This is a genomic window from Streptomyces sp. NPDC053048, assembly GCF_044547045.1.
GTDB lineage: Bacteria > Actinomycetota > Actinomycetes > Streptomycetales > Streptomycetaceae > Streptomyces.
Map to the genome: position 1 here is coordinate 110,055 of NZ_JBITZS010000010.1, position 25,125 is coordinate 135,179.

The 25,125-nt window shown below is 73.4% G+C and carries 19 protein-coding genes; 7 read left to right on the plus strand and 12 right to left on the minus strand.

Annotated elements, in window-relative coordinates:
- Positions 1-14 precede the first annotated feature (14 nt).
- Both ACIG36_RS26310 and ACIG36_RS26315 read right to left on the minus strand, forming a co-directional pair.
- Positions 15-3,296, minus strand: a complete 3,282-nt coding sequence (locus tag ACIG36_RS26310) for an ATP-dependent helicase (protein ID WP_399932599.1) — start codon at positions 3,294-3,296, stop codon at positions 15-17.
- 221 nt (positions 3,297-3,517) lie between these two features.
- The gene (locus ACIG36_RS26315; RefSeq protein WP_399932601.1) at positions 3,518-3,838 is read right to left on the minus strand and encodes an MGMT family protein; all 321 of its coding nucleotides are present in this window, start codon (positions 3,836-3,838) and stop codon (positions 3,518-3,520) included.
- A 185-nt stretch (positions 3,839-4,023) separates the two neighbouring features.
- On the opposite strand from ACIG36_RS26315, the gene ACIG36_RS26320 reads away from it, so the two are divergent.
- The 7 genes from ACIG36_RS26320 to ACIG36_RS26350 all read left to right on the plus strand — a co-directional run bounded on the left by ACIG36_RS26320 (position 4,024) and on the right by ACIG36_RS26350 (position 13,552).
- Positions 4,024-6,711: a flippase-like domain-containing protein gene (locus ACIG36_RS26320; protein ID WP_399932603.1), complete on the plus strand. Its 2,688-nt coding sequence runs from the start codon at positions 4,024-4,026 to the stop codon at positions 6,709-6,711.
- Positions 6,712-6,755: 44 nt separating this feature from the next.
- Positions 6,756-7,142: a molybdopterin-binding protein gene (locus ACIG36_RS26325; protein WP_399932606.1), complete on the plus strand. Its 387-nt coding sequence runs from the start codon at positions 6,756-6,758 to the stop codon at positions 7,140-7,142.
- A gap of 8 nt (positions 7,143-7,150) precedes the next feature.
- Positions 7,151-7,912 carry a molybdate ABC transporter substrate-binding protein gene (gene modA, locus ACIG36_RS26330; protein ID WP_399932608.1) on the plus strand — a complete coding sequence of 254 codons (762 nt, stop codon included), beginning with the start codon at positions 7,151-7,153 and terminating at the stop codon, positions 7,910-7,912.
- Positions 7,909-9,837: an ABC transporter permease gene (locus ACIG36_RS26335; protein WP_399932610.1), complete on the plus strand. Its 1,929-nt coding sequence runs from the start codon at positions 7,909-7,911 to the stop codon at positions 9,835-9,837. Before modA ends, ACIG36_RS26335 begins: the two co-directional genes overlap by 4 nt.
- Positions 9,838-9,923: 86 nt before the next feature.
- The gene (locus tag ACIG36_RS26340) at positions 9,924-11,462 is read left to right on the plus strand and encodes an alpha/beta hydrolase (protein ID WP_399932613.1); all 1,539 of its coding nucleotides are present in this window, start codon (positions 9,924-9,926) and stop codon (positions 11,460-11,462) included.
- A gap of 213 nt (positions 11,463-11,675) precedes the next feature.
- A complete protein-coding gene (locus tag ACIG36_RS26345; RefSeq protein ID WP_399932615.1) occupies positions 11,676-12,005 on the plus strand; it encodes a hypothetical protein in 330 nt (109 codons plus the stop codon).
- Positions 12,002-13,552, plus strand: a complete 1,551-nt coding sequence (locus ACIG36_RS26350; protein ID WP_399932618.1) for an alpha/beta hydrolase — start codon at positions 12,002-12,004, stop codon at positions 13,550-13,552. The genes ACIG36_RS26345 and ACIG36_RS26350 overlap by 4 nt, the downstream gene beginning before the upstream one ends.
- A 64-nt stretch (positions 13,553-13,616) precedes the next feature.
- Here the strand turns inward: ACIG36_RS26350 and moeZ are convergent, their stop codons facing one another.
- The 10 genes from moeZ to ACIG36_RS26400 all read right to left on the minus strand — a co-directional run bounded on the left by moeZ (position 13,617) and on the right by ACIG36_RS26400 (position 25,125).
- Complete coding sequence (moeZ, locus tag ACIG36_RS26355; protein WP_399932621.1) at positions 13,617-14,795, minus strand: adenylyltransferase/sulfurtransferase MoeZ; 1,179 nt, start codon at positions 14,793-14,795, stop codon at positions 13,617-13,619.
- A gap of 84 nt (positions 14,796-14,879) precedes the next feature.
- Entirely contained in the window at positions 14,880-15,659 is a 780-nt protein-coding gene (locus ACIG36_RS26360; protein WP_399932623.1) for a spherulation-specific family 4 protein, read from the minus strand.
- Positions 15,647-16,561 carry an NAD-dependent epimerase/dehydratase family protein gene (locus ACIG36_RS26365; protein WP_399932625.1) on the minus strand — a complete coding sequence of 305 codons (915 nt, stop codon included), beginning with the start codon at positions 16,559-16,561 and terminating at the stop codon, positions 15,647-15,649. Before ACIG36_RS26365 ends, ACIG36_RS26360 begins: the two co-directional genes overlap by 13 nt.
- Positions 16,562-16,661: 100 nt before the next feature.
- A complete protein-coding gene (locus ACIG36_RS26370) occupies positions 16,662-17,789 on the minus strand; it encodes a hypothetical protein (protein ID WP_399932628.1) in 1,128 nt (375 codons plus the stop codon).
- Positions 17,786-19,333: a DUF3492 domain-containing protein gene (locus ACIG36_RS26375; protein ID WP_399932630.1), complete on the minus strand. Its 1,548-nt coding sequence runs from the start codon at positions 19,331-19,333 to the stop codon at positions 17,786-17,788. The genes ACIG36_RS26370 and ACIG36_RS26375 overlap by 4 nt, the downstream gene beginning before the upstream one ends.
- A 161-nt stretch (positions 19,334-19,494) precedes the next feature.
- Positions 19,495-21,144: an ABC transporter ATP-binding protein gene (locus ACIG36_RS26380; RefSeq protein WP_399932632.1), complete on the minus strand. Its 1,650-nt coding sequence runs from the start codon at positions 21,142-21,144 to the stop codon at positions 19,495-19,497.
- Positions 21,141-22,130: an ABC transporter permease gene (locus tag ACIG36_RS26385; RefSeq protein WP_399932635.1), complete on the minus strand. Its 990-nt coding sequence runs from the start codon at positions 22,128-22,130 to the stop codon at positions 21,141-21,143. Before ACIG36_RS26385 ends, ACIG36_RS26380 begins: the two co-directional genes overlap by 4 nt.
- Positions 22,127-23,131: an ABC transporter permease gene (locus ACIG36_RS26390; RefSeq protein WP_399932638.1), complete on the minus strand. Its 1,005-nt coding sequence runs from the start codon at positions 23,129-23,131 to the stop codon at positions 22,127-22,129. Before ACIG36_RS26390 ends, ACIG36_RS26385 begins: the two co-directional genes overlap by 4 nt.
- A complete protein-coding gene (locus ACIG36_RS26395) occupies positions 23,128-24,846 on the minus strand; it encodes an ABC transporter substrate-binding protein (protein ID WP_399932640.1) in 1,719 nt (572 codons plus the stop codon). The genes ACIG36_RS26390 and ACIG36_RS26395 overlap by 4 nt, the downstream gene beginning before the upstream one ends.
- A 183-nt stretch (positions 24,847-25,029) precedes the next feature.
- Entirely contained in the window at positions 25,030-25,125 is a 96-nt protein-coding gene (locus ACIG36_RS26400; RefSeq protein ID WP_399932641.1) for an Ms4533A family Cys-rich leader peptide, read from the minus strand.

Consider the following 25,125-nt stretch of genomic DNA (forward strand, 5'->3'; position numbering starts at 1 on the left):
GTCGTTCCACCGTGTCATTCCACGATCTGGCGGCCCTCGGGCCGGGCGGTGCAGGAGGAGCGGAACGAGCAGGTCGAGCAGTGCCGGCCGGGGCGCGGGGTGAAGCGTTCCTCGAGGACGCGGCCGGCGGCCTCGGCGAGGAGTTCGCCGACCCATTCGCCCTCGGGGGGCCGCTGTGCCTGGACCTTGGGGAGCGTCTCGCCGCCCTCCTTCCTGGTGGCGCCCTGGCGCAGCTGGACGAGCTCGGCGCCGCCGGGGGCGGGGCGCCGGCCGTCGAAGAGGCCGTCGACGGCGCCTTCCTGGACGGCGAGCTGGTAGACGGCGAGCTGGGGGTGGTGTTCGACGTCGCCGGCGGAGACGGCGCCCTTGCCGGTCTTGAAGTCGACGACGTAGGCGCGGCCGTCGGCGTCGTGTTCGACGCGGTCCATGGAGCCGCGGATGCGGACGAGGTACTGCTGGGCCTTGAGGGTGACGTCGAAGGGGTGCTCGGTGGCGACGGGGGTGCGGCCGCGTTCCATGACGTGCCAGCGCAGGAAGCGTTCCAGGGCGGCGCGGGCGTTGTCCTTCTCCTGCTGGGACTTCCAGGGGGCGTCGAAGGCGAGCGAGTCCCAGACGGATTCCAGGCGCTCCATGAGGACGGCGAGGTCGGCGGGGGTGCGGCCGGAGGCGACCTCGTCGGCGAGGACGTGCACGACGTTGCCGAAGCCCTGGGCGGCGGTGGCGGGGGCGTCCGCCTTGACCTCGCGGCCGAGGAACCACTGCAGGGAGCAGCCGGTGCCGGTGAGGTTGCCGAGGGCGGAGCCGGACAGGGCGAGGGGGTCCTCGGGGTCGCGCAGGGGGGTGTGGCTGTGGGTGGGCTCGTCCAGGCCCCACCAGCGGTCGGGGTGGGCGGCGGGGACGAGGGGCTGGCCTTCGTCGTCGCGCAGTGCGGCGAGCCGGGCGAGGCGCCGGGCGGCGGCGGCCCGGAGGGTGTCGGAGGCGGTGGGGTCGACGGTGGTGGCGCGCAGTTCGGCGACGAGCGCGGTGACGGCCAGGGGGCGCCGGGGGCGCTGGGTGATGTCGACGGGTGTGGTGCCCAGCTCGGTGAGGAAGCGGGAGGGCTGGTCGCCGTCCTCGGCGGCCGCTTTGACGGCGGTGACGACGAGGCGCTCGCACGCGCGCGTGGCGGCGACGTAGAACAGGCGGCGTTCCTCGGCGAGGAGGGCCTTGGGGCTGAGGGGTTCGGCGAGGCCGTCGCGGCCGATGCGGTCGGCTTCCAGCAGGGAGCCGCGGCGGCGCAGGTCGGGCCACAGTCCTTCCTGGACGCCGGCGACGACCACGAGCCGCCATTGCAGGCCCTTGGAGCGGTGGGCGGTCATCAGGCGTACGGCGTCGGGGCGCACGGGTCTGCGGGTGAGGGTGTCGGCGGCGATGTCCTGGGCGTCGAGCTCGTCGAGGAAGTTCAGGGCGCCGCGGCCGCCGGTGCGTTCCTCGGCGCGGGCGGCGGTCTCGAAGAGGGCGCACAGGGCGTCGAGGTCGCGGTCGGCGTTGCGTCCGGCGGCGCCGCCCCGGTGGGCGGCGCGCTGGAGGCGGCCGGGCCAGGGGGTGCCGTCCCACAGGGTCCACAGGGCGTCCTCGGCGGTGCCGCCGGTGGCGAGGAGCTCGCGGGCCGTGCGCAGGAGGGCGCCCAGGCGCTGTGCGCTGCGGGCATAGGCGGGGTCGTGCGCCGCCAGGCGCTGGGGCTCGGCGAGTGCTTCGGCGATGAGGGTGTCGGAGGGGCGTGGCAGGGCCTGGCCGGCGGCGCGTTCCTCTTCCCTCAGGGCGCGGCCCAGGCGGCGCAGGTCGGCGGCGTCCATGCCGCCCAGGGGGGAGGTGAGGAGGGTGAGCGCGGTCTCGGCGTCCAGCCAGGGGGCCTGGTCGTCGGCGTCGTGCGGCCGGGCTGCCGCTTCGGCCACGGCCCGCAGGGCGGTCAGGAGGGGGGCGACGGCCGGTTCGTGGCGCAGCGGGACGTCGTCGCCGTCGATCTCGACGGGGACGCCGGCGGAGGTCAGGGCGCGCCGCAGGGCCGGTATCGAGCGGGAGCCGGCGCGGACGAGGACGGACATCTCGTGCCAGGGGAGGCCGTCCTCGAGGTGGGCGCGGCGCAGGATGTCGGCGATGTTGTCGGTCTCGGCGCCGGCGGTGGGGAAGGTGTAGGCCTCGACGCGGCCGCCGTCGCGCACGGCGGCCAGGTCGCGGTGGGCGCGTACGGCTTCGGCGGGCAGGCGAGTGAGGGGCATCCGGCGGGTGAGCAGGCGGGTGGCGGCCAGCAGGCCGGCGCCGGAGCGGCGTGAGGTGGTCAGGACGGCGACGGGTGCGGGGGTGCCGTCGGCGCGGGGGAAGGCGTGGGGGAAGTCGAGGATGCCGTTCACGTCGGCGCCCCGGAAGGCGTAGATGGACTGGTCGGGGTCGCCGAGGGCGATCAGGGTGCGGCCGCCGCCGGCCAGTGCGCGCAGCAGCCGGACCTGGGCGGCGTCGGTGTCCTGGTACTCGTCGACGAAGACGGCGTCGTAGCGGCGGCCGAGTTCGCGGGCGGTCTCCTCGCGTTCGGCGAGGAGGACGGCCCGGTGGACGAGTTCGGCGTAGTCGAGGACGCCGCGCGCGTCGAGGACGTCGAGGTATTCGGCGAGGAAGGCGGAGGCGGCGCGCCAGTCGGGCCGGCCGATGCGGTGGGCGAAGCCGGCGAGCTGCCGTGGGCCCAGGCCCAGCTCGCGGCTGCGGGCCAGGACGGCGCGTACCTCGTCGGCGAAGCCGCGGGTGGTCAGGCAGGCGCGCAGTTCGTCGGGCCAGCGGACGCGGGTCCGGCCCTGGCGCTCGAGCTCGGCGTCGCCGGCCAGCAGTTCGCGGACCATGACGTCCTGCTCGGGTCCGGACAGCAGGCGCAGCGGGTCGGCGAACAGGTCGGCGTCCTGGTGGGCGCGCACCAGGGCGTAGCAGTAGGAGTGGAAGGTGGTGGCCTGCGGGGCGTGGGCGCCGGCGAGCCGGGCCGTCATCCGGTCGCGCAGTTCGACGGCCGCCTTGCGGCTGAAGGTCAGGACGAGGATGCGCTCGGGGTCGGTGCCCCGCCGCACCCGTTCGGCGACCGCTTCGACGAGGGTGGTGGTCTTGCCGGTGCCGGGCCCGGCGAGCACCAGCAGCGGTCCCTGGCGGTGCTCAACCACGGCGCGCTGTGCCGCGTCCAGCTCAGGAGGAGTCACCGGCCCCGGCGGGGTGCGTACGAGACGGTACGCGCCCGTGGCGGGCTGGTGCGCCGAGCGGGAGGCGGAGGAGGAGCTCACGTGGGTTGCCGGTCCTGGTGGGGGTGCGGGGTCTCGTGCGGCCGTCCGTGCTGAGCCGGGGGCCGGGGCGAAGGGCGGTCCCCGACGCTACGCCAGGAGGCGGGTGGGGCGCAGGGCGTCCCGGCTGTCGCCGGCGGTCCGCGGCAACCTCATCCGTTCGGGTAATGCCTTGGGGCCAGGGGCCCCCGGGTGTCCCGGGGCGGTCCTGCCGGCGGGTCGCATCAGGTGTGCGGAGTCACATCGCCGTCCCAGCGGGCGCGGGCGACGGCGATGCGCGGGGCGTCGCCTTCGCGCAGCGGGGTGCCCTCGGCGCGGTAGCGGGCCAGGGCGCGCCGCTCGTGGCCGGGCAGCGGCACGCCGTCGGCGCGTACGACGCGCCACCAGGGGACGGCGCCGCCGTACAGGGCCATGACGCGCCCCACCTGGCGGGGTCCGCCCTCGCCGAGCCATTCGGCGACGTCCCCGTAGGTCATCACCCTCCCGGGCGGGATCAGCTCGGCGACGGCCAGCACCCGCTCGGCGTATTCGGGAAGCTCGCTCACCGGTTCATACTGCCGCATCGCACTGACAGCACCCCCGGAAACAACCGGAGCCGGCCATTCCACAAGATCACCCAGAGTGCATCCCGGCACTACAGGGCGTACGATCCGGAGTCCGCGCCCCCGAAATGCACCCTGATACCCCCTTGCCCGGTCCGGTCATGCCACCATCTTCCGGGCGGTGACTGGTGATACGAGACAGAGAAGAGACCGACGAGCAGCAGGGCGCGCAGCCTCCGGAAGAGGCCCGCGCCCCCGAGGTGCTGCCCGGCCCCGGTGAACCGGAGGCCTCCGGCGAGTACGAGTGCGAAGGCGGCGAGGTCCACATCGACAAGGTCTCCGGCGACGAGCCCCTGCTCCCCGCCCGCGTCCACCGCCCGGCCGACCTGGTCCGCCTCTTCCTGGGCATCGTCGGCATCGCCCTCGTGCTCGCCCTCGCCGCCTTCGCCCATGCCACCACCACCGGCCTGGAACAGGACATCACCGAGAGCACCGGCAAGGCGCCCCAGCTGCTGGCCAGCTTCGCCGGGCTCGCGGCCAACGTCGCGATCTTCATCGTGCCGGTCGCGTTCGCCATCGAACGGCTGATCAAACGCGACGGCCTGCGCATCGCCGACGGAGTACTGGCGGCCGTCCTCGCGCACGGCGTGTCCCTGGCCACCGACCTGTGGGTCGCCGAGGCCGCGCCCGCCTCGATCCGCGACGCGCTCACCCAGACCTCGCCCACCGGCGGCGTCACCGACCCGGTCCACGGCTACCTGGCACCGGTGATCGCCTACATGACGGCCGTCGGCATGTCGCGACGCCCCCGCTGGCGCGTCGCCATGTGGGTCGTCCTCCTGCTGGACGCGTTCGCCGTCCTGGTCAACGGCTACACCACGCCGTTCTCGATCGCCACCACCGTCCTGATCGGCTGGACCGTCGCCTACGGCACCCTCTACGCCGTCGGCTCCCCCAACGTGCGCCCCACCGGCCAGCACCTGCTGGCCGGCCTGCGCCGCGTCGGCTTCAAGCCCGTCACCGCCCTGCGCGCGGAGGACACCGAGACGGTGCCCTCCCTGCCGCACGACCGGGGCCGGCGCTACATCGTCACGCTCGAGGAGGGCGCGCCGCTCGACGTCACCGTCGTCGACCGCGAGCACCAGGCGCAGGGCTTCTTCTACCGCGTCTGGCAGCGCCTGGCCCTGCGCGGCATCACCCAGCGCCGCAGCCTGCAGTCCCTGCGCCAGGCCCTCGAGCAGGAGGCGCTGCTGGCGTACGCGGCCATCGCCGCCGGAGCCAACGCGCCCCGGCTCATCGCCACCTCCGAGCTCGGCCCGGACGCGGTCATGCTCGTCTACGAGCATGTCGGCGGCCGCACCCTCGACGCCACCCCCACCCGGGAGATCACCGACGAGCTGATGGCCGGCGCCTGGCGCCAGGTGAAGGCCCTGCAGTCCCGCCGGATCGCCCACCGCAGGCTCGACGGCGACGCCCTCCTGGTGGATCGTTCCGGCAATGTCGTCCTGACCGACCTGCGCGGCGGCGAGATCGCCGCCGGCGACCTGGTCCTGCGCATGGACATCGCCCAGCTCATGGTCACCCTCGGCCTGCGCGTCGGCGCCGAACGCGCGGTGGCCGCCGCCGTGGCCGTCCTGGGCCCCGACGCCGTCGCCGACAGCCTGCCCCTCCTCCAGCCGCTGGCCCTCAGCCGCATCAGCCGCGCGACCCTGCGCCAGCTCGCCCGCGAACGCTCCCAGCGCGAACGCGAACGGGTCCTGGAGGCCGCCCGCCAGGCCAAGGAGGACCGCTCCGACGAGGTCAGCCGCAAGGCGCTCAAGGCCGAGCGGCAGGCCGAGAAGAAGGCCCTGGGCGAGGCCATGGAGGAGGCCCGCGAGGAGGATCTGCTCGCGCAGATCCGCCGCCAGGTCCTGTTGATCCGGCCGCAGGCCCCCATAGAGCCCGTCCGCCTGGAACGCATCAAGCCGCGCACCCTGATCAGCTTCGTGGCCGGGGCGTTCGCCGCGTACTTCCTGCTCTCCCAGCTCACCCACATCAGGTTCGGCGACCTCATCGACCAGGCGAACTGGGCATGGGTGGCGGTCGCGGTCGCCTTCCAGGCCCTGACCTACGTCGCCGCGGCCCTCAGCCTGCTGGGCTTCGTCCCCGAGAAGGTGGGCTTCGCCCGCACCGTGCTCGCCCAGGTCGCGGGCTCGTTCGTCAAGCTCGTGGCCCCGGCCGCCGTCGGCGGCGTGGCCCTGAACACCCGATTCCTCCAGCGCGCGGGCATCCGCCCCGGCCTGGCCGTGGCCAGCGTCGGCGCCTCCCAGCTCTTCGGCCTGGCCTGCCACATCATGCTGCTGCTGTCCTTCGGCTACGTCACCGGAACCGAACGCAGCTCCTCCCTCGGCCCCTCCCGCACGGTGATCGGCGGCCTGCTGACGGCCGCGGTCCTCGTCCTGGTCGTCGCGGCGATCCCGGTCCTGCGCAAGTTCGTCTCGACCCGCCTGCGCTCCCTCTTCGCCGGCGTGGTGCCCCGCCTGCTGGACGTCCTCCAGCGCCCGCAGAAGCTGCTCGCCGGCATCGGCGGCATGCTGATGCTGACGGCGGCGAACGTCATGTGCCTGGACGCCGCGATCCGCGCCTTCGGCGGCGAGCTCAGCTACGCCAGCATCGCCGTGGTCTTCCTGACCGCCAACGCCCTCGGCTCGGCCGCTCCCACACCGGGCGGCGTGGGAGCCGTGGAGTTCGCCCTCACCGGTGCCCTGACCTTCGCCGGCCTGCCGGCCGAACAGGCGGCCCCGGCGGTCCTGCTGTTCCGCCTGATGACCCTGTGGCTGCCGGTGCTCCCCGGCTGGGCCTCCTTCACACACCTCACCCGCAAGGGTGCAATCTAGATCACCCTTGCGTCTGCGACCCACAACGCCATACGGTGCCGCACATGCGGTCGTACACCATCGGGCAGGCAGCCCGTCTGCTGAGCGTGAGCCCCGACACCGTCCGCCGCTGGGCCGACGCCGGACGTATCCCCACCACCCGTGACGAGTCGGGCAGGCGCCTGATCGACGGCAAGGACCTGGCGGCGTTCTCGGTCACCCTGGCCGCCGAGGAGAGCGACGAGCCGTACACGAGCGCCCGCAACGCCTTCCCGGGCATCATCACGGCCGTCAAGCTCGGCGACGTGGCCGCCCAGGTGGAGATCCAGGCCGGCCCGCACCGCCTGGTCTCCCTCCTCACCCGCGAGGCCGTGGAGGAACTCGGGCTGACGGTGGGCATGGAGGCCGTGGCCAGGGTGAAGGCCACGAACGTGCACATCGACCGCGCCTGAGGAGAAACATGCGCCCCGCCCTCCGCACAGCCCTGGCAGCAGGCCTCCTCCTGGCAACGGCAACGGCCTGCGGCACCCAGGACGAGCCGAACGACGCCAAGCCGCGAACGACCCTCACGGTGCTGGCGGCGGCATCCCTGACGGACGTCTTCAAGCAGGCGGGCGCGGCGTACGAGCAGTCCCACCCGGACACGAGACTGAAGTTCTCGTTCGCGGGCTCCCAGGAACTGGCCTCCCAGGTCCGCCAGGGCGTCCCGGCCGACGCGCTGGTCACGGCGGACACCAAAACGATGGAAGGCCTCAGGAACGAGACCAGTACGCCCACCACCATCGCCAGGAACCGCCTGACGATCGCCACGGCCCCCGGCAACCCCAAGAGGATCGGCGGCCTCGCGGACCTGGCCGAGCCGGACCTGAAGGTCGTCCTGGCGGCTCCCGAGGTACCGGCGGGCCGCTACAGCAAGAAGGTCCTGGACCAGCAGCACATCAAGGTCGAGCCGGTCTCGCAGGAACCGAACGTCCGGGCCGTCCTGAGCAAGGTCTCCCTGGGCGAGGCGGACGCGGGGATCGTCTACGTGACCGACGCGACGGCGGCGAGGAACAAGGTCGCGACCGTCACGGTCCCGGACGCCCAGAACGCGGTGGCGGCATACCCGGCGGCCACGCTCAAGGGCTCGCAGCACGCCGAGAAGGCAGCGGACTTCGTCAAGTGGCTCACGTCGGAGGAGGCCCGGAAGCTCCTGGGCGCGGCGGGCTTCCAGCGGCCATGAGGCAGCGCACTCCCCTACCGCTGGCGCTACCGGCCGCGCTGGCGGTGGCGTTCCTCTTCCTCCCCCTGGCAGGCATCCTGGCGCGCACGCCGTGGCAGACGCTTCCCGCGCGCCTGACACGCCCCGAGGTGACGGAGGCGCTGACACTCAGCCTGATCGTGTCGGCATGGGCACTCCTGCTGTCCCTGGTCCTGGGCGTGCCGCTGGCCTGGCTCCTGGCGCGAACGAACTTCCCCGGCAAGGCACTGGTCCGCTGCCTGGTGATGCTCCCGATGGTGCTGCCACCGACAGTGGCAGGGGTGGCACTGCTCCAGGGCTACGGCAGAAGAGGAATCCTGGGCCCTCCGTTGGAGGAGTGGTTCGGCACAACGCTCCCGTTCTCGACAGCGGGCGCGGTCATGGCGTCGACATTCGTGGCCATGCCGTTCCTGGTGATCAGCCTGGAGGGAGCCCTGACGACGCTGCACCCCCGCTACGAGGAAGCGGCGACGTCCCTGGGCGCGTCCCCCCTGAGGGTCTTCCGCACGATCACGCTGCCCATGATCGCGCCGGGCCTGTTCGCGGGGGCGGCCCTGTGCTGGGCGCGGGCGCTGGGCGAGTTCGGGGCGACGATCACGTTCGCGGGCAACCTCCCCGGAACAACGCAAACCCTCCCCCTGCAGGTCTACCTCCTCCTGCAGGACGACCCTGAAGGCGCCACGGCCGTATCGCTGCTCCTCCTGGCGATAGCGACGACGGTCCTGCTCGTCCTGCGCGGCCACTGGCTGAATCCGCAGTCACGAACGGACAGGAGGGGCCGGGGCGGCCCGGAGGGGCCCGTCCCGGCCAGGCCCCGCACCACCCCGGACCCCCTGCGCACCACCCCGCACCCCGGTCGCACCACCCCGCACCCCCTGCGCACCACGATCACGGGCGCGGTCGAGACAACCCTCGACGCACCGCCCGGCACGACGATCGCCGTGGTGGGCCCCAACGGCGCCGGCAAGACAACACTGCTCCGCGCCCTCCTGGGCCTGACCTCCCGCGCAACCGCGAGCCCCGTCGAGCTGGGCACGGCGGACGTGGCCGCCATCCCACCCCACCGCCGCCGCATCGCCTGGGTTCCCCAGGACGGCGCCCTGTTCCCCCACCTCACCGCCCTGGCGAACACCGCGTACGGCCTACGGGCCCACGGCACGCCCACGCCCGAGGCCCATGCCCAGGCCCTCCACTGGCTGACCCGCCTGGGTGTGGCCGACCTCGCCCACCGCAGGCCCGGCCAACTCAGCGGCGGCCAGGCCCAACGCGTGGCCCTGGCCCGCGCCCTGGCGGCGAACCCCCGGCTGCTCCTCCTCGACGAGCCCCTGGCCGCCCTGGACCAGTCGACCCGCGCCCAGGTCCGCCACACCCTGCGCACGCACCTCGCCGACTTCCCCGGCGTATGCCTGATCGTCACCCACGACCCCCTGGAGGCCGTGTCCCTGGCCGACCACGTGCTCGTCGTCGAGGACGGCCGCACGACCCAGTACGCCACTCCGGCCGAGCTGACGAGACACCCCCGCTCCCCCTGGACGGCCCGCATGCTCGGCCACAACGCCTGGCCGGCGAGGGCGACGGCGGAACGCACCCTCCTCCTGGACGACGGCGCGAGCCTCACCACGGCGGACCCACCCCGGACGCCGGCGACCGCCGGCCTGGCGGTGGTCCCGGCCGAAGCGGTGTCACTGCACACGACGCCCCCCACCGGCACGAGCGCGCGCAACGTCTGGGAGGGCAAGGTCGACGAACTCACGACGCACGGCAGCAGAGTGCGGGTGCACATCACCGGCGAACCGGACGTGGTCGCCGAGATCACGCCCGCGGCGGCAACGGACCTGTCCCTGGCGGAGGGCACCCCGGTCTGGATCAGCGTCAAAGCAACCGAGGTGAGGTTCGTCCCTCGCTGAGAGGCCGCGGCTCCCTAGGGGACACCCCCTAACCCGTACGCCTCGCCCCACGCGCGCGTGCCCCACCCCGCCCGGAGGATGGAGCCGTGCCCAGGCCCAGACCCGTACGGGCGGCAGCCCTGCTCTCCGCCGCGCTGCTCGCCCTCACGACCGCGAGCTGCAACGGCGACGGCGGAAACCGCGGAGAGGACCCGGCGGACACCGCGAACGCCTCGACCACCCAGAAGCTGGACTGGAAGCCCTGCCCGCCCCCCAGCCGCAGCGAGGGCGGCGAGGCGGCCGGCAGCCCCCCGGGCCGCGAGTGGGAGTGCGCGACGATGCGCGCGCCCCTGGACTACGCGCGCCCCGGCGGCGAGACGATCGGCATCGCCATGATCCGGGCCAGGGCCACCGACCCCGCCCGCCGCATCGGTTCGCTCGTCTTCAACTTCGGCGGACCCGGCGGCTCCGGCATCACCACGCTCCCCGCCTTCTCCGACGACTACCGCACCCTGCGCACCCGTTACGACCTGGTGAGCTTCGACCCCCGCGGGGTCGGCCGCAGCAACGGCGTGACCTGCATGAGCGACAAGGAGCTGGACGCCTACTACGCGTCCGACGCCACCCCCGCCACCCGCGACGAGGAAAAGGCACTCGTCGAACGGATCGAGAGGTACGCGGCGGGGTGCCGGAAGAGGTCCGGCAAGATCCTCCCGTACGTCGGCACGTCGAACGCCGCCCGCGACCTGGACCTGATGCGGCAGGTGCTGGGCGACGACAAGCTGCACTACTTCGGCGTCTCGTACGGGACGGAACTGGGAGCCGTCTACGCGCACTTGTTCCCGAAGAAGGTGGGCCGGGCGCTGCTGGACGCGGTGGTGGACCCGGCCAGCGACCCGGTGCAGAGCGCCCTCGCGCAGGCGGGAGGGTTCCAGCTGGCGCTCGGCAACTACATGACGGCGTGCGTGCGGACGTCCGACAACTGCCCGACCGAGCCTCAGGTCACCGGCCTGCTCGACCGCCTGGACAAGCGGCCGGTGCCCGGCGGCGGGGGCCGCGACCTGACACAGTCGCTCGCCACGAGCGGGATCGCCCAGGCCCTGTACTCGAGGGACTTCTGGGACTACCTCACCGAAGGTGTCGAGGACGCCGAGAACAACGACGGCAAGATCCTCCTCGCGCTCGGCGACGCCATGAACGGCCGTGGCCAGGACGGCAGGTACAGCTCGTTGCAGGCCTCGCTCACCGCCATCACCTGCGCGGACTTCGCCCAGCGCTACACGGCGGCGGAGGTCGAGAAGAAGGTCGCCGAGTTCCGCAAGGTGTCGCCGGTCTTCGGCGACTTCATGGCGTGGAGCCTTCTGCAGTGCACCGGTTGGCCCGTAAAGGGCGAATGGCGGACGCCCGATGTGAGCGCGAAGGGCTCGGCACCCGTCCTGGTGGTCGGCAACACCGGTGACCCGGCGACTCCTTACGAGGGAGCCCGCAAGATGGTCCAGGAGCTGGGTCCGGGCGTCGGGGTGGAGATGACGTACCGGGGCGAAGGCCATGGGGCGTACGACAGCGGCAATGCCTGTGTGAAGAGCACAGTCGACGCATACCTCTTGGAAGGCACCGTTCCAGGACCCAATAAGGTGTGTTCATAGGTGTACACATAGGTGTGGTCATAGCACCGATAGGACCGATAGCACCCGTTAGCACACCACACCGGTAATACGAACCCCGCCGAGCTCCGCCGGCTCGAATGTCAGTGGCCCGCACTACCATCTCCCGCACAGGAGTTCCGCACGGAACGTCCCGGTTGTCGTCGCCCCGGTTGTCGTCCCGCGGGTGGGCGGCGACGTGGGGGGAGGGAAGAGATGTCCCGGACCACCGAGCACAAGGACGAACACGGGGGCAGAAGGGCCCGGCTGCTCACCGGAGCCCTGGCCATCGCGGCCCTGCTGGCAGCCCTGGTGGCGCTGTGGCAGACCCAGTCCAGGCCGCTGGAGAAGCCCGAGCACCGGCCGCCCCCCAGCGCCACGGCCGCGGCGTCGCGCACGGCCGTACCACCGACCGCGCCCGCCTCGGCGGCCACGGCGACCGCCACCGGTCACGTGTACGCCCCCGCGCTCCCTCTGATTGACGACCGTACGCCGGGGGTGCGGGGGATTCAGCCCGTGGGTCCGACCGTAGAGTCGGTGGAATGAGTCCCCACCGGCCAAGGGCCGTCGCCCTCGCCTCCGCCGCCCTCGCGATCGTCCTGACCGCCACGGCGTGCGGCGGCGACGGGCAGAAGAGCGACGCGGGCGGCAAGAGCGCCACCGACGACAGGAACGGGGCCGCCGCCAAGCTGCGCTGGAGCGCCTGCTCCGCCCCCACCGCGGCCCAGGGCGGCGGCAAGGCGCCCGGCAAGGGCTGGGAGTGCGCGAAGCTGCCCGTGCCCCTCGACCACGCGAAACCGGACGGCGAGAAGATCGAGCTCGCCCTGATCCGGGCCAGGGCCACGCAGAAGTCGGACCGCATCGGCTCGCTCGTCTTCAACTTCGGCGGACCCGGCGGCTCCGGCGTGGCCACTCTGCCGGGCCTGGCCGACACCTACACCACGCTGCGGGCCCGCTACGACCTGGTGAGCTTCGACCCGCGGGGGGTCGGCGAGAGCGCCGGGGTGTGGTGCCAGAGCGACAAGGAGCTGGACGAGTCCCTCCAGATCGACGGCACGCCCGACGACGACGCCGAGCTCCGCACAACCCTCGCGTCGAACAAGGCGTACATCGACGCGTGCGCCAAGAATTCCTCGAAGGTGCTCCCCCATGTGGACACCATCAGCGCCGCCAAGGACATGGACCGGATCCGCGCCGCGCTCGGCGAGGAGAAGCTGCACTACTTCGGCATCTCCTACGGGACGGAGCTGGGCGGCGTCTACGCCCACCTGTTCCCCGGGAAGGTCGGCCGCACGGTGCTCGACGCCGTCGTGGACCCGACGCAGGACCCGGTGCAGGGCAACCTCGGCCAGACCAAGGGCTTCCAGCTCGCCCTCGACAACTACCTGAAGGGCTGCGCCTCGAAGGGCACGGGCGCGACGGGCGGCGGCTGCCCGACCCAGGAGCAGATCACCACGCTGCTGAAGAACCTCGACGCCAAGCCGCTGCCCACCGCCCAGGGCCGCAAGCTCACGCAGGACGAGGCGGTCAACGGCATCGCGGCCGCGCTGTACTCCGAGGAGAGCTGGAAGTACCTGACCGCCGGCCTGCAGGAGGCCATCGGCAAGGGCACCGGCAACACCCTGCTGCTGCTCTTCGACTCGCTCTCCGGCCGCAGCCCCGACGGCCGCTACAGCAACCTCCAGGCGGCCAACCGCGCCATCTCCTGCGCGGACGCCCAGCAGCGCTACACCGTGGAGGACGTCAGGCGCCGGCTGCCGGAGTTCCGCGCGGCCTCTCCGGTCTTCGGCGAGTCCGCCGCCTGGTCCCTGCTGTCGTGCACGGACTGGCCGGTGGCCGGCAAGTGGAAGAACCCCGAGGTGAGCGCGCCGGGCGCGGCGCCGATCCTGGTGGTCGGCAACGCGGGCGACCCGGCGACGCCCGTGGCCGGTGCCGAGCGGATGGCCGAGCGGCTGGGCAAGGGCGTCGGCGTGCGGCTGACGGTCCAGGGCGAGGGCCACGGCACCTACGGGGTCAACGAGTGCGCGACGAAGGCCGTGAACGCGCAGCTGCTCGAAGGGAAGCCCCCGAAGGACGGGACGACCTGCTCCTGAAACGCCGGCGCCCCCGCCCGCCGAAGCGGACGGGGGCGCCGGACGAGCCCGGGACCGGCCCGGGTCAGTACACCGGCTTCTGCGGCTCGATCTGGTGGACCCACCCGATCACGCCGCCGCCCACGTGCACCGCGTCGGAGAATCCGGCCGACTTCAGCACGGCCAGCACCTCCGCCGAGCGGACACCGGTCTTGCAGTGCAGGACGATCTTCTTGTCCTGCGGCAGCCCCTGCAGCGCGTTGCCCATCAGGAACTCGTTCTTGGGGATCAGCCGGGCGCCGGGGATGGAGACGATCTCGTACTCGTTGGGCTCGCGGACGTCGATGATGTCGATGTTCTCGCCGTCGTCGATCCACTCCTTGAGCTGCTTGGGAGTGATCGTCGAGCCGGCGGCCGCCTCCTGGGCCTCCTCGGAGACGACGCCGCAGAAGGCCTCGTAGTCGATGAGTTCGGTGACGGTCGCGTTGGGGCCGCAGACCGCGCAGTCGGGGTCCTTGCGGACCTTGACCTGGCGGTAGGACATCTCCAGGGCGTCATAGATCATCAGCCGGCCGACCAGCGGCTCGCCGATGCCCGCCAGCAGCTTGATGGCCTCGGTGACCTGGATCGAGCCGATCGAGGCGCACAGCACGCCCAGCACGCCGCCCTCGGCGCACGAGGGGACCATGCCGGGCGGCGGGGGCTCGGGGTACAGGCAGCGGTAGCAGGGGCCGTGCTCGCTCCAGAAGACGGACGCCTGCCCGTCGAAGCGGTAGATCGAGCCCCAGACGTACGGCTTGTTCAGCAGCACGCACGCGTCGTTGACCAGGTAGCGGGTGGCGAAGTTGTCCGTGCCGTCCACGATCAGGTCGTACTGGGAGAAGATCTCCATGACGTTGTCGGCCTCGAGCCGCCCCTCGTGGAGCACCACGTTCACATAGGGGTTGATGCCCAGGACCTTGTCCCGGGCCGACTCGGCCTTCGGCCGGCCGATGTCGGCCTGGCTGTGGATGATCTGGCGCTGCAGGTTCGACTCGTCGACCTCGTCGAACTCCACGATGCCCAGCGTGCCGACACCGGCCGCGGCCAGGTACATCAGGGCGGGGGAACCGAGGCCGCCGGCACCCACACAGAGCACCTTGGCGTTCTTCAGGCGCTTCTGCCCGTCCATCCCGACGTCCGGGATGATCAGGTGGCGTGAGTACCGACGGACCTCGTCGACGGTGAGCTCGGCGGCCGGCTCGACCAAGGGTGGCAGCGACACGGGGTCTCCAGGGTCATCCCCACGGACGCGGGGAACATAGAGGCAGCGTTCTGGTCTTCCCCTGTAACCCTGCCACGCCCCGTCTCATTCCGAGACACCCGGTCCGATGCGCGAGACGATCTCGTCCCAGTAGCCGGGCAGGGACTCCCAGGGATCCACCTGGTCGTGGTCGGTGCGGTCGGTGAAGTAGATCGTGCCGGCGCCGTGCCAGCGGGCGATGCGCAGCGCCTCGTCCAGGTGCGAGCGCGGTACGCCGTGGACCAGGTGGCAGAAGCGCTCCGGCGGGTGCTCGGCGGTCCACTCGGCGGCCTGGGACCAGCGGTAGCGGGACCAGGGGCCGGAGAAAGTGATCAGCTGGTCGGCGAGGGCTGCGTAGCCGGGGCCGGGGTGGGTGCCGTGCCCGAGGACGATGTGCGCCTTGTCGAGCAGGGTGCGCAGGGCGCCGATCACGCGCCGGGTCTCCGGCAGTCCGGCCGCGTCCGCCGGGCAGCGGGCGAGGGCGAAGCCGTCGACGCGGTACCAGTTGAGGAAGCGCTGGGCGTCGGAGAGGAGTTCGCCGAACGGGCGGGAGCCGAAGCCCGCGTCCAGGTGGCCCAGGACGCGGACGCCGGCGGTGCGCAGCGGTACGGCGGCCGACAGCCAGTAGGGGTCCTGCCGGCTGCCGGGGCCGCCGGTGACGCCGCCGGACTCGCGCAGGGAGCTGCCGCCGAGGACCACCCAGTCCAGCGGCAGCCCGGCCCGCTGGAGGCCGCCCCACTCGGCGGGGGCGACCAGGGGGTGGGCGAAGCCGGGGACGGCGAGCCGGAGGGGGGCCTTGCGGGCGGAGAGGGCGCGGCGGTGGCCCGGGGAGATCAGATACGACATGCCGCCTCCATCCAGATGTCGGCCAGTGACTCCTCGAGGCCGATGCGCGGCCGCCAGCCGAGCCGGTCGCGGGCGGTGCGCACGTCGGCCTGCTGCCAGCTGCCGCAGCCGTCGGGGTAGGGGTAGGCGGGCGGGGTGCCCAGGTGGGGGTCGTCGAGTTCGTGGAGGGCGCCGCCGAAGCCGGCCACGCGCGCGAGGAGGGTGGCGGCGTCGCGCAGGCGCACCGCCCGGCCGGTGCCGATGTTGACGGCTCCCTGCGCGGCGGAGAGGGAGGCGGCGTGGACGGCCCGTGCGATGTCGCGGACGTCGACGAAGTCGCGCTGGACGCCCAGTCCGGTGAGCTTGAGTTCGTTGTCGCCGCTCTGCATGGCCCGGCGCATGGCCTCGGCGAGCCGGCCGAGCGGCGAGCCGGCCGGGGTGCCGGGTCCGACGGGGGAGAACACGCGGAGCACGATGGCGTCCAGGCCGGAGCCGAGGACCAGTTCGGTGGCGGCGAGCTTGCTCACCCCGTAGGGGCCGCCGGGGCGCGGCACGGCGTCCTCGGCGGTGGAGGAGCCGGGCTGGGAGGGGCCGTACTCGGAGGAGCAGCCGAGCTGCACCAGGCGGGCGCCGCAGCCGCTGCGGCGCAGCGACTCGCAGACGGTGGCGACGGCCACGGTGTTGTGCCGGGCCAGCTCGCGTGCCCCGCCCCGGGTGGCGCCCGCGCAGTTGATGACGACGCCGGGGTGGACGGCGTTGAGGAAGCGGGTGAGCGCGCCGGGGCTGCCGGTGGCCAGGTCGAAGCGGACGTCCGCGTCGTCGCCGCGGCCCAGCGCGGTGAGCTGGACGGCGGGGTCGGCGAGCAGCCGGTCGGCCACGAAGCGGCCCAGGTAGCCGTTGGCGCCGAGCAGCAGGACCCTCATCGGTCGTGCCCTCGCTCTCGCCCGGTGGTGCCAAGGGGGTGAACGGTCATCTTCCTTGCTCTCCTCTGACGGGGTGTGGGATCACCGGGCGAGGGCTCCTTCACTGTGCCTGCGGCACAGGGGTTGCCCCCGGGGGACGTGCGGAGCCGGGCACGCGCGCGTGGTCGCCGCGTCCGTGGACCGAGGCCCGGGACAGGGCGGGGAAGGCGTGGGCCAGCAGGGCGAGTGCGGGCAGCGCGCAGGCGACGAGCGGTACGGCGGCGGGGCCGAAGGCGCCGGCCGCCCAGCCGACGGGCCAGCGCAGGGCCTCGCAGCCGGGCAGCCGGGCGGCGAGCAGGGTGCCCAGCGGTACGGCTTCGGCGACGGCGGCGGTGAGGGTGGCGGCGACGGCGGGCCTGGCCAGACCGTGTGCGGCGAGCAGCCGGGCCAGGAAGAACAGCCCGCCGAGCGCGGCGAGGGCGGTGTAGGCGAGCGGGGGCGGGGTGGCGGGCAGGCCGCCGGCCGGGGCGGTGGCGGGCAGGGCGGTGCGGGCGGGCCACAGGCAGGCCAGCAGGGCGGCCACGAACAGCACGACGGCCGCCAGGAGGGCGGGCCGTACTGTGCGGCCGTACTCCTTGAGGCCGCGGCTGGCGGCGAGCACGCGGCGGGTGCGGCCGGCGAACCAGTGGGCGCACCAGGCGGCGGGTGCCACCGCGCAGGCCAGGGCGAGCGCGGTCGGGGCGGCGACGGCCACGGCGGCCGAGACCAGTGCCCGCGCGGCCAGGCCCCGCCTGCCGTGGAGCAGCAGCACGAGCAGGCAGTCGCCGACGAGCCCGTAGGCGAGCAGCCACAGCCAGGCCAGTGATCCGGTGGTGCCCCAGCCGTCGCGCAGGACCGCGCAGGGTCCGTCGCCCGCCGGTGCGGTCCGCGGCTGCTCGCCGGCTGCCTCGTGCGGCTGTTCTCCTCGCTCCACGCGCGCGTGGAGTTCTTCGGCGAGGGTGAACACGTCGCGGTGGCGGTATTCGGCGGCCGTCCGGTCGCAGATGCCGTGTGCCTCCAGGCCCGCGGCGATCTCCAGGGGGTCGACGGCGCCGGCGCACAGGGCGTGGTGGCGGTGGAGGAGTGCCTTCACGGGGTCGGCCGGCGCCCCGGCGGGGGGCTGGTCCGTCGCCGGGGTATCGCCGGTGGTGTCCTCGGCTATGCCGACGGGACGGGCCGTGTGGCCGCCGGGTCGCAGCGAGGTGGTCATGGGCGTCCTGCCCAGGTGGGGGAGGCGGCGCGCGGGGAGACGGTCAGCGGCGGCTGGGAGCCGGCGGCGTGGGAGAAGGGCACGGAGGGATCGGGGGCGGGGTGCTGGACGGGGGTGCGGGAGAGGACCTCGAGGTAGAGGGCGCCGAAGGCGGAGACGTTCTGTTCGACGGTGAAGAGCTCGAGGGCGCGGGCGCGGGCGGCGGCGCCGAGCCGGGCGCGGCGTTCGGGTTCGCGCAGCAGGGCCAGGCAGGCCTCGGCGAGGGCGTGCGGGTCGCGCGGGGGGACGACCAGGCCGGTGCCGCCGATGACTTCGCGGACGGCGCCGGTGTCCGGGGAGACGGTGGCGCGGCCGCAGAACATGGCCTCGGCCAGGGCGACGGGGAAGCCGTCGCCGGCGCCGCAGAGGACGACGTCGCCCGCCGCGTAGTCCTCGGGTCCGGCGGCCGCTGTGAAGGTGACGCCTTCGGGGGTGCTGCCGGATTCGGGTGGGGTGCCGATGACGCGCAGCCGGATGCCCGGCTCGGCGACGCGCATCGCGGCCAGGGCCTCCCACAGGTGGGGTTCGGTGTCGCCGCCCGCCCACACCAGGGCGGGGCCGTCGCCGCCGGCGGGTCCGGCGTCCGGGCCGCCCTCCCCCACTTCTTCGTAGAGGCCGGCGTCCATGCCGGGGTGGATGGTGCGCAGCCGGGCGCGGTCGGCGCCGCAGCGCTCCTGCCAGCGGCGGGCCTGTCCGTCGCCGGCGGTGACCAGGGCGGCCTCGGCGTAGACCTGGGCGACGAGGCGGCGGTGGAAGGCGGACAGGAGGGTGCGGACGGGCAGGGAGAGCCCGTCGGCGCGTTCCTGGGCGTGTCCCAGGTAGTACTCGCGGAGGTGGACCTCGTACTCGGTGACGAGCAGGGGGGTGCCGAAGAAGCGTTTGGCCAGCAGGCCCGGCAGGGCGGCGGGTCCGGCGGAGGTGGCGTGGCAGAGGTCGACGGCGGCGAGGCCGCGGTCGCCGTCGGCGCTGCCGTACCAGTCGAGGGAGAGCGGACGCAGGGCCCGTTCGAGGAAGCCGGAGACGACGAGGAGGTCGGCAACCTTGGTGCCGTAGGCGGCGGGGTGGGCGCCGGGGGCGCGGCAGGCGGTCTCCAGGGTGCGCAGGGCGAGTTCGGAGCGGAGCGCGGCGGCGAGGCCGCCTTCGTCGCGGGCGAGGTCGGCGAGTCCGTGCAGGCCGTCGGCGAAACGGTACGCCTGGTCACCGGGCAGTGTGATCGCCGCGGCCAGGTCGCCGAAGTGCCCGGCGAAGCGGCGCCGCTGTTCACGTCCGTAGGAGCCGTAGGCGCTCCCCACGCTTCCCGGTGCCGGTCCGCCCCACAGCGGGGCCGCCCGTACGCGGCGGACGTTGCCGGGCAGCGCGTGCCAACCGCTGTCCTCCTGGCGGGCGCTGCGGCTCAGGGCGTAGAGCTCGAAGTCGTGCTGGCCGAGTCCGCGCACCAGCCGGTCGCACCACTCCCCGCCCTCGCCGGCGGCATACGGATACCCGCCCTCGGAAAGCAGTCCCACACGCACGAACGCACCCCCGTTCTCCCTTGTCGGCAGCCGCCGTTACGGCAGCGGGGTGCACGCTATGCGCGTCGGCCGGTGGCGCGGCGGACGGTTGTCCGTCGCGCCACCGGAAGGGGTGAACAGAAGTGACTTTCCGACAGATGGGGCGTTGTCTCGCGCTATGCAGCGGCTTCCGCCGGTTCGAGCAGTGGCACGGCCGCGAGCAGGTCGCGGGTGTAGGCGTGGCGGGGGTTGTCGTAGACGGAGTCGGCCGGGCCCTCCTCCACGATCCGCCCGCCGCGCATCACCACGAGCCGGTCGCTGACCTGGCGCACGACGGCGAGGTCGTGGGCGATGAAGACCAGGGCCAGTCCCAGGTCGCGCTGCAACTCGCCCAGCAGCCGCACCACCTGTGCCTGGGTGGTGACGTCCAGCGCGGAGACGGGCTCGTCGCAGACGATCAGCCGGGGCTCGGGGGCCAGGGCGCGGGCGATGCCCACGCGCTGGCGCTGGCCGCCGCTGAACTCGTGCGGGTAGCGGTGGTAGGCGCCGGGGTCGAGGCCCACGCGCTCGAGCAGTTCCCTTACCCGCGCGACGATCTGATGGTCACCCAGTTCCCCGGCGGCCCGCAGCGGGTCGGCGATGGACTCGCCGATGCTGCGGCGGGGGTTGAGCGAGGCGACGGGGTCCTGGAAGACCATCTGCAGTTCGCTGCGGAAGGGGCGCAGCTCGCGTTCCTTGAGGCCGCCGATGTCGCGGCCGCGGTAGCGCAGCTCGCCGCCGGTGGCGTCCAGCAGGCGCACCAGCATCCGGCCGAGGGTGGTCTTGCCGCTGCCGGACTCGCCGACGATGCCGACGGTCTCGCCGGCCCGTAGGGTCAGCGACACCCCGTCCACGGCGGTGACGGCCTTGCCGCCGCGCCCGAACTGCCGCCGCAGGGCGGAGGCTTCCAGCAGGACGGGGCGTTCGTCGCCGGGCGCGCCGGCGGGCTCGCGCGGGGGATCCCGGCGGACGTTCACGCGCGGGACGGCCGCGAGCAGGTCGCGGGTGTAGGTCGCGCGCGGGGTGCCGAGCACCTCGCGCACCGGGCCGTGCTCGACGGCGCGTCCGTCCTTCATCACCAGCAGCTCGTCGACGCTGCCGGCGGCCACGCCCAGGTCGTGGGTGACCAGGATCAGGCCCATGCCGGTCTCGGCGCGCAGCTCGCGCAGCAGGCCGAGGATCCGGTCCTGGACGGTGACGTCGAGGGCGGTGGTGGGCTCGTCGGCGATCAGGAGGCGGGGTTCGCAGGCGAGGGCCATGGCGATGAGGGCGCGCTGGCGCATGCCGCCGCTGAACTCGTGCGGGCGGGAGCGGGCGCGGCGGGCGGCGTCCGGGATGCCCACCCGGTCGAGGACCTGCCGTGCCCGCTCGTGCGCGGCGCGGCGGGAGGCGTCGCGGTGATGGACGCGGTGGACCTCGGCGATCTGGTCGCCGATGGACTGGTAGGGGTCGAGGGAGGAGAGCGGGTCCTGGAAGACCATGGCGGCGACCCCGCCGCGCAGCCGGCGCAGTTCCGCCTCGCCGGCGGCCGTCACGTCGTGGCCTGCGACGGTGATGGTGCCGGTGACGTCGGCTCCGGTGCCCCGGTGCAGTCCGAGCAGCGCGTAGGCGGCCGTGGACTTGCCGGAGCCGGACTCGCCGACGATGCCGAGGGATCCGCCGGGCGGCAGGGTGAAGGACAGCCCGTCGACGGCCCGTACGAGCCCGCCGCCGGACCCGTCGCCGGCTCCGCGGGCGGGGAAGGTGACGGTCAGGTCGTCGACGACGACCAGGGGTTCGGCGGTCATCGCAGGGCCACCCTTCGGTCCGCGACGGCGTAGAGCACGTCCGCCACGATGTTGGCGACGACGACGGCGGCTCCGGTGACCGTCACCACGGCGACGACCACCGGCAGGTCGAGGCTCTTGGTGGCGTTCACCAGGAGCTGCCCGATCCCGGGCAGGCCGAACATCATCTCGGTGAGTACCGCGTTGCCGAACATCGACCCGAAGTCGGCCGCCGTCAGCGCGATGACGGGCGCGACGGCGCCGCGCAGCGCGTGCCGTCCGATCAGCGACCGTTCGGTGACGCCGTAGGCGCGGAAGGTGCGGATGTGGTCCTCGGCCAGCGTCTCCAGCAGGGAGCTGCGGGTGAGCCGGGCGTACTTCGCCGACTCGAGCAGGCCGAGCGCGGCCCAGGGCAGCAGCATGTTCCAGGCCCACTGCTCGGGGTCCTCGGTGAGCGGCACGTAGGACGGGAAGGGCAGCCAGGCCAGGTAGGCGCAGAAGAGCATCAGCAGGCCGAGGCCGCTGATGAAGACGGGGGTGGCCGTCCCGGCGAGGGTGAGCCAGGTCAGGACGCGTTCCGTCGCGCCGCCGCGGCGCAGCGCGGAGAGCAGGCCGGTGGCGGTGCCCAGCAGCAGCCAGACGGCCATGGCGCCGACCGCCAGCGAGGCGGTGGCCGGCAGCCGCTCGACGATCATGTCGGTGACCTGCTGGTTGTTCTGGTACGACAGGCCGAAGCAGGGTGCGTCGCAGTGCAGCACGCCGGCGCCGGTGGAGTAGTCGTGCCCGGCGACGATGCCCTGCAGGAAGTGCCAGTACTGCACGTACACCGGGTCGCCGAGGTTGAGCTGTTCGCGGACCTGGGCGATCTGTTCGGGGTTGCAGCGCGGGCCGCAGGCCAGGCGGGCCGGGTCGCCGGGGGCGATGTAGAAGGTCGCGTAGACGACGGCGGTGAGGACGAGGACGACGGCGAGCGCGCCGAGGGCGCGTCGCAGCAGGTATCCGGTCATGCCGCGCCTCCCGCGCCGCTCGTACGGGCCTTGCGCCGGCTCCTGCCGGCGCCGAGCCGGGAGGCCTCGCGCGGGTCGAGCGCCGCGCGCACCCCGTCGCCGAGGACGGTGAAGGCGAGCGTGGTGACGAACAGCATGAGCGCGGGCAGCAGCACGTACATGGGGTCGGCGCGGAACCAGGTGGTGGCCGAGGAGAGCATGTGGCCCCAGGAGGGGGTCGGGGGCTTCACCCCGACGCCGAGGAAGGACATGCTCGACTCGAGCACGATGTTGGTGGGCAGCAGGACGGCCGCGTAGGTGATGACGGGGGCGGCGAGCGAGGGCAGCAGTTCGCGCCGGGCGGTGCGCCAGGACGAGCCGCCGGTGAGGCGGGCGGCGGAGACGAAGTCGAGCTTCTTCAGGGTCAGCGTCTGGGCGCGGACCAGGCGCGCCATGCCGCCCCACTGCAGCAGTCCGATGGCGACGGCCAGCAGGACCGGGCGGGGGAAGCCTGCGGGGACGACGGCCATCAGGGCGATGGCGAAGACCAGCAGCGGCATCGCCACCATCACGTCGGTGACGTGGGTGAGCACGCTCTCGACGAGGCGGTTGCCGAGGGCCGCCGCCAGGCCGATGCCGACGCCGATCAGGATCTGGATGAGGGTGGCGCCGACGGCGACGAGCAGCGAGACGCGGGCGCCGTAGGCCAGGCGGGCGAACAGGTCGCGGCCGGTGCCGGGTTCGACGCCCAGCCAGTGCTCGGCGCTGATGCCGCCGAGGTCGCCGAACGGCACGCCGCCGCGCGCGGAGTCGACGAGGGCGTCGTGGTAGGTGTTCGGGTCCTGGCCCTCGAGCGCGGCCAGCAGCGGCGCGAACAGGGCGAGGAGGACGAGCAGGCCCAGCACGGCGGCGGCCGCGAGCGCGGCCTTGCGCGCCCTCAGCCGTCGCCATACCTGCCGGGCGCCGGAGGCGGGAGCGGCTCCCGCCTCCGGTTCCCGGGTGAGGAGGAGTTCGGTGCTCACTTGACCGCGACCTGCGAGACGTCGAGGACACCGGTCCAGTCGCTGATGACGACGTTCTTGACGTCCTTGCCGTACAGGCGCTTGTAGACCGGGTTGAACAGCGGCACGGTCAGGGCCTGCTCGCCGATCCTCCTGTCGAGGGCGCCCCAGCGCTCGGCGGCCGCGTCATGGTCGGTGATCTTGTTGATCGCGTCGATCTCGTCGTTGATCTTGGCGTCGTCGAGGCGGGCGGTGTTGAAGTTGGCGCCGTCCTTGACGATCTGCCGGCCGTCGAAGATCGGCGCGAGGAACGGGCCGCCGGAGGGCCAGTCGGCGCCCCAGTGGGCGATGAACAGGCCCGGCTGCTTGTCGACGCTGTGGATCTTCTCGTCGTAGTCGTTGGGCTCCAGGCCCTCGAGCTTGACGGTGATCCCGGCGTCCTTGAGCGCGGCCTGGACCGCGGTCGCGATCTCGGGGCTGGTCTCGAAGTCCTGGGCGGTGGAGTGGGTGAGGGTGATCTCCAGGCCCCTCTCGTGACCGGCCTCCTTCAGCAGTTCCCTGGCCTTGGCCGCATCGCCCTTGGCGCCCGCCGGGAAGTGGTCGTACGGCGTGTGGCCGAGGGGCTTCTGGCGGGGCAGGAAGGTCGTGGTGGGCTCGGCGAGCGAGGAGCCGCCGGCGGCGTTGACGACGCTGGTGCGGTTGATCGCGTACGAGATGGCCCGGCGGACCTTCGGGTCGTCGAAGGGCTTGACCGTGGGGTTGAACGCCAGGTAGCTGGTCTGGCCGAAGTGGCCGGTGCCGACCCGGGCGGCGAGCCTCTTGTCGCCGGTGACCTGGGCGAGTTCGGCCGGGCCGAGGTTGGTGTCGGTGGTCACGGCGGCCGCGTCGGCGCCGGAGCCGGTGGACAGCCGCTGGTTGATGACGGCCGGGGACAGCCCGGACCTGACCTCGATGCGGTCGGGGTAGGCGTGCCGCTCCTTGTCCGTGTCCTCGGACCAGTGGGGGTTGCGCTCGAGGGTCAGCTGCTCGCCGTCGCCCACGTTCTTGACGACCTTGTACGGGCCGGAGGAGACCGGGCGTTCGGCGTACGCGGCGCCGGTGTCCTTGGCCTTGGGTACGGGCGCGAACTGGGTGGAGGTGGCGAAGTAGGGGAAGTCGCCCTCGGACTTGCGGAGTTTGAAGACGATGGTCTTCTCGTCGGGCGTCTCGATGGAGTCGAGGCCCTTCTTCTCCTTGTAGGGGCCCTGGTAGGTGTCGCCGCCGATCAGCCAGTCGCGCAAGTAGGGGGCGCCGCCGGAGAGTTCGGCGGCGAAGGAGCGCTCGACGCCGTACTTGATGTCGGCGGAGGTGATGGGCGTGCCGTCCTCGTACTTCAGCCCGTCCTTGAGCCTGTACGTCCAGGTCTTCGCGTCGTCGCTGGGGGTGCCGGTGTCGGTGGCGAGGTCGGGGACGACCTTGGTGCCCTCGACGCCGTTCTCACGGTTGCGGGTGGTGAGCGTGCGGTAGACGAGCGAGGGGATGTTGCCGCCGCCGGAGGTGTACAGGCGCGCGGGGTCGAACTGCTTCTGCGGCGCCCGGTTGAGGACCGTGAGCGTGCCGCCCTTCTTCGGCGCGCCGTCGGCGCCGCCGCCCTCGGCGCCGCTCTTCTCCGGGCCGCACGCCGCCGCGCCGCCGGCCAGGACCACACTGACGGCGGCCGCGGCCACCCGACGGGATATGACGGACATCTGACGCATGACAGGTAAGGCCTTTCGCGGGGAGCGAGGTGAGGGAAGCGCGGAGCACCCGCGGAGGGCGGCCTGCGGAAGGGCGCGCGAAGGCACCGGGAGGAACGCTGGACCGCCCCCGGGGACGCGAGGCCGAAGAGGGCGCCGCGTGTGCGGGATGCGCGTGAAGGGGGAACGCCGGAAGGAGAGTTCTCAGCGACAGTGAATGTCGGCGACGGCGTGTGCGGTCACGCCGATCAGCGCCAGCGTGAAGCGGGCGCTCTCGGGGGCGTGACGGTGCGGCGACAT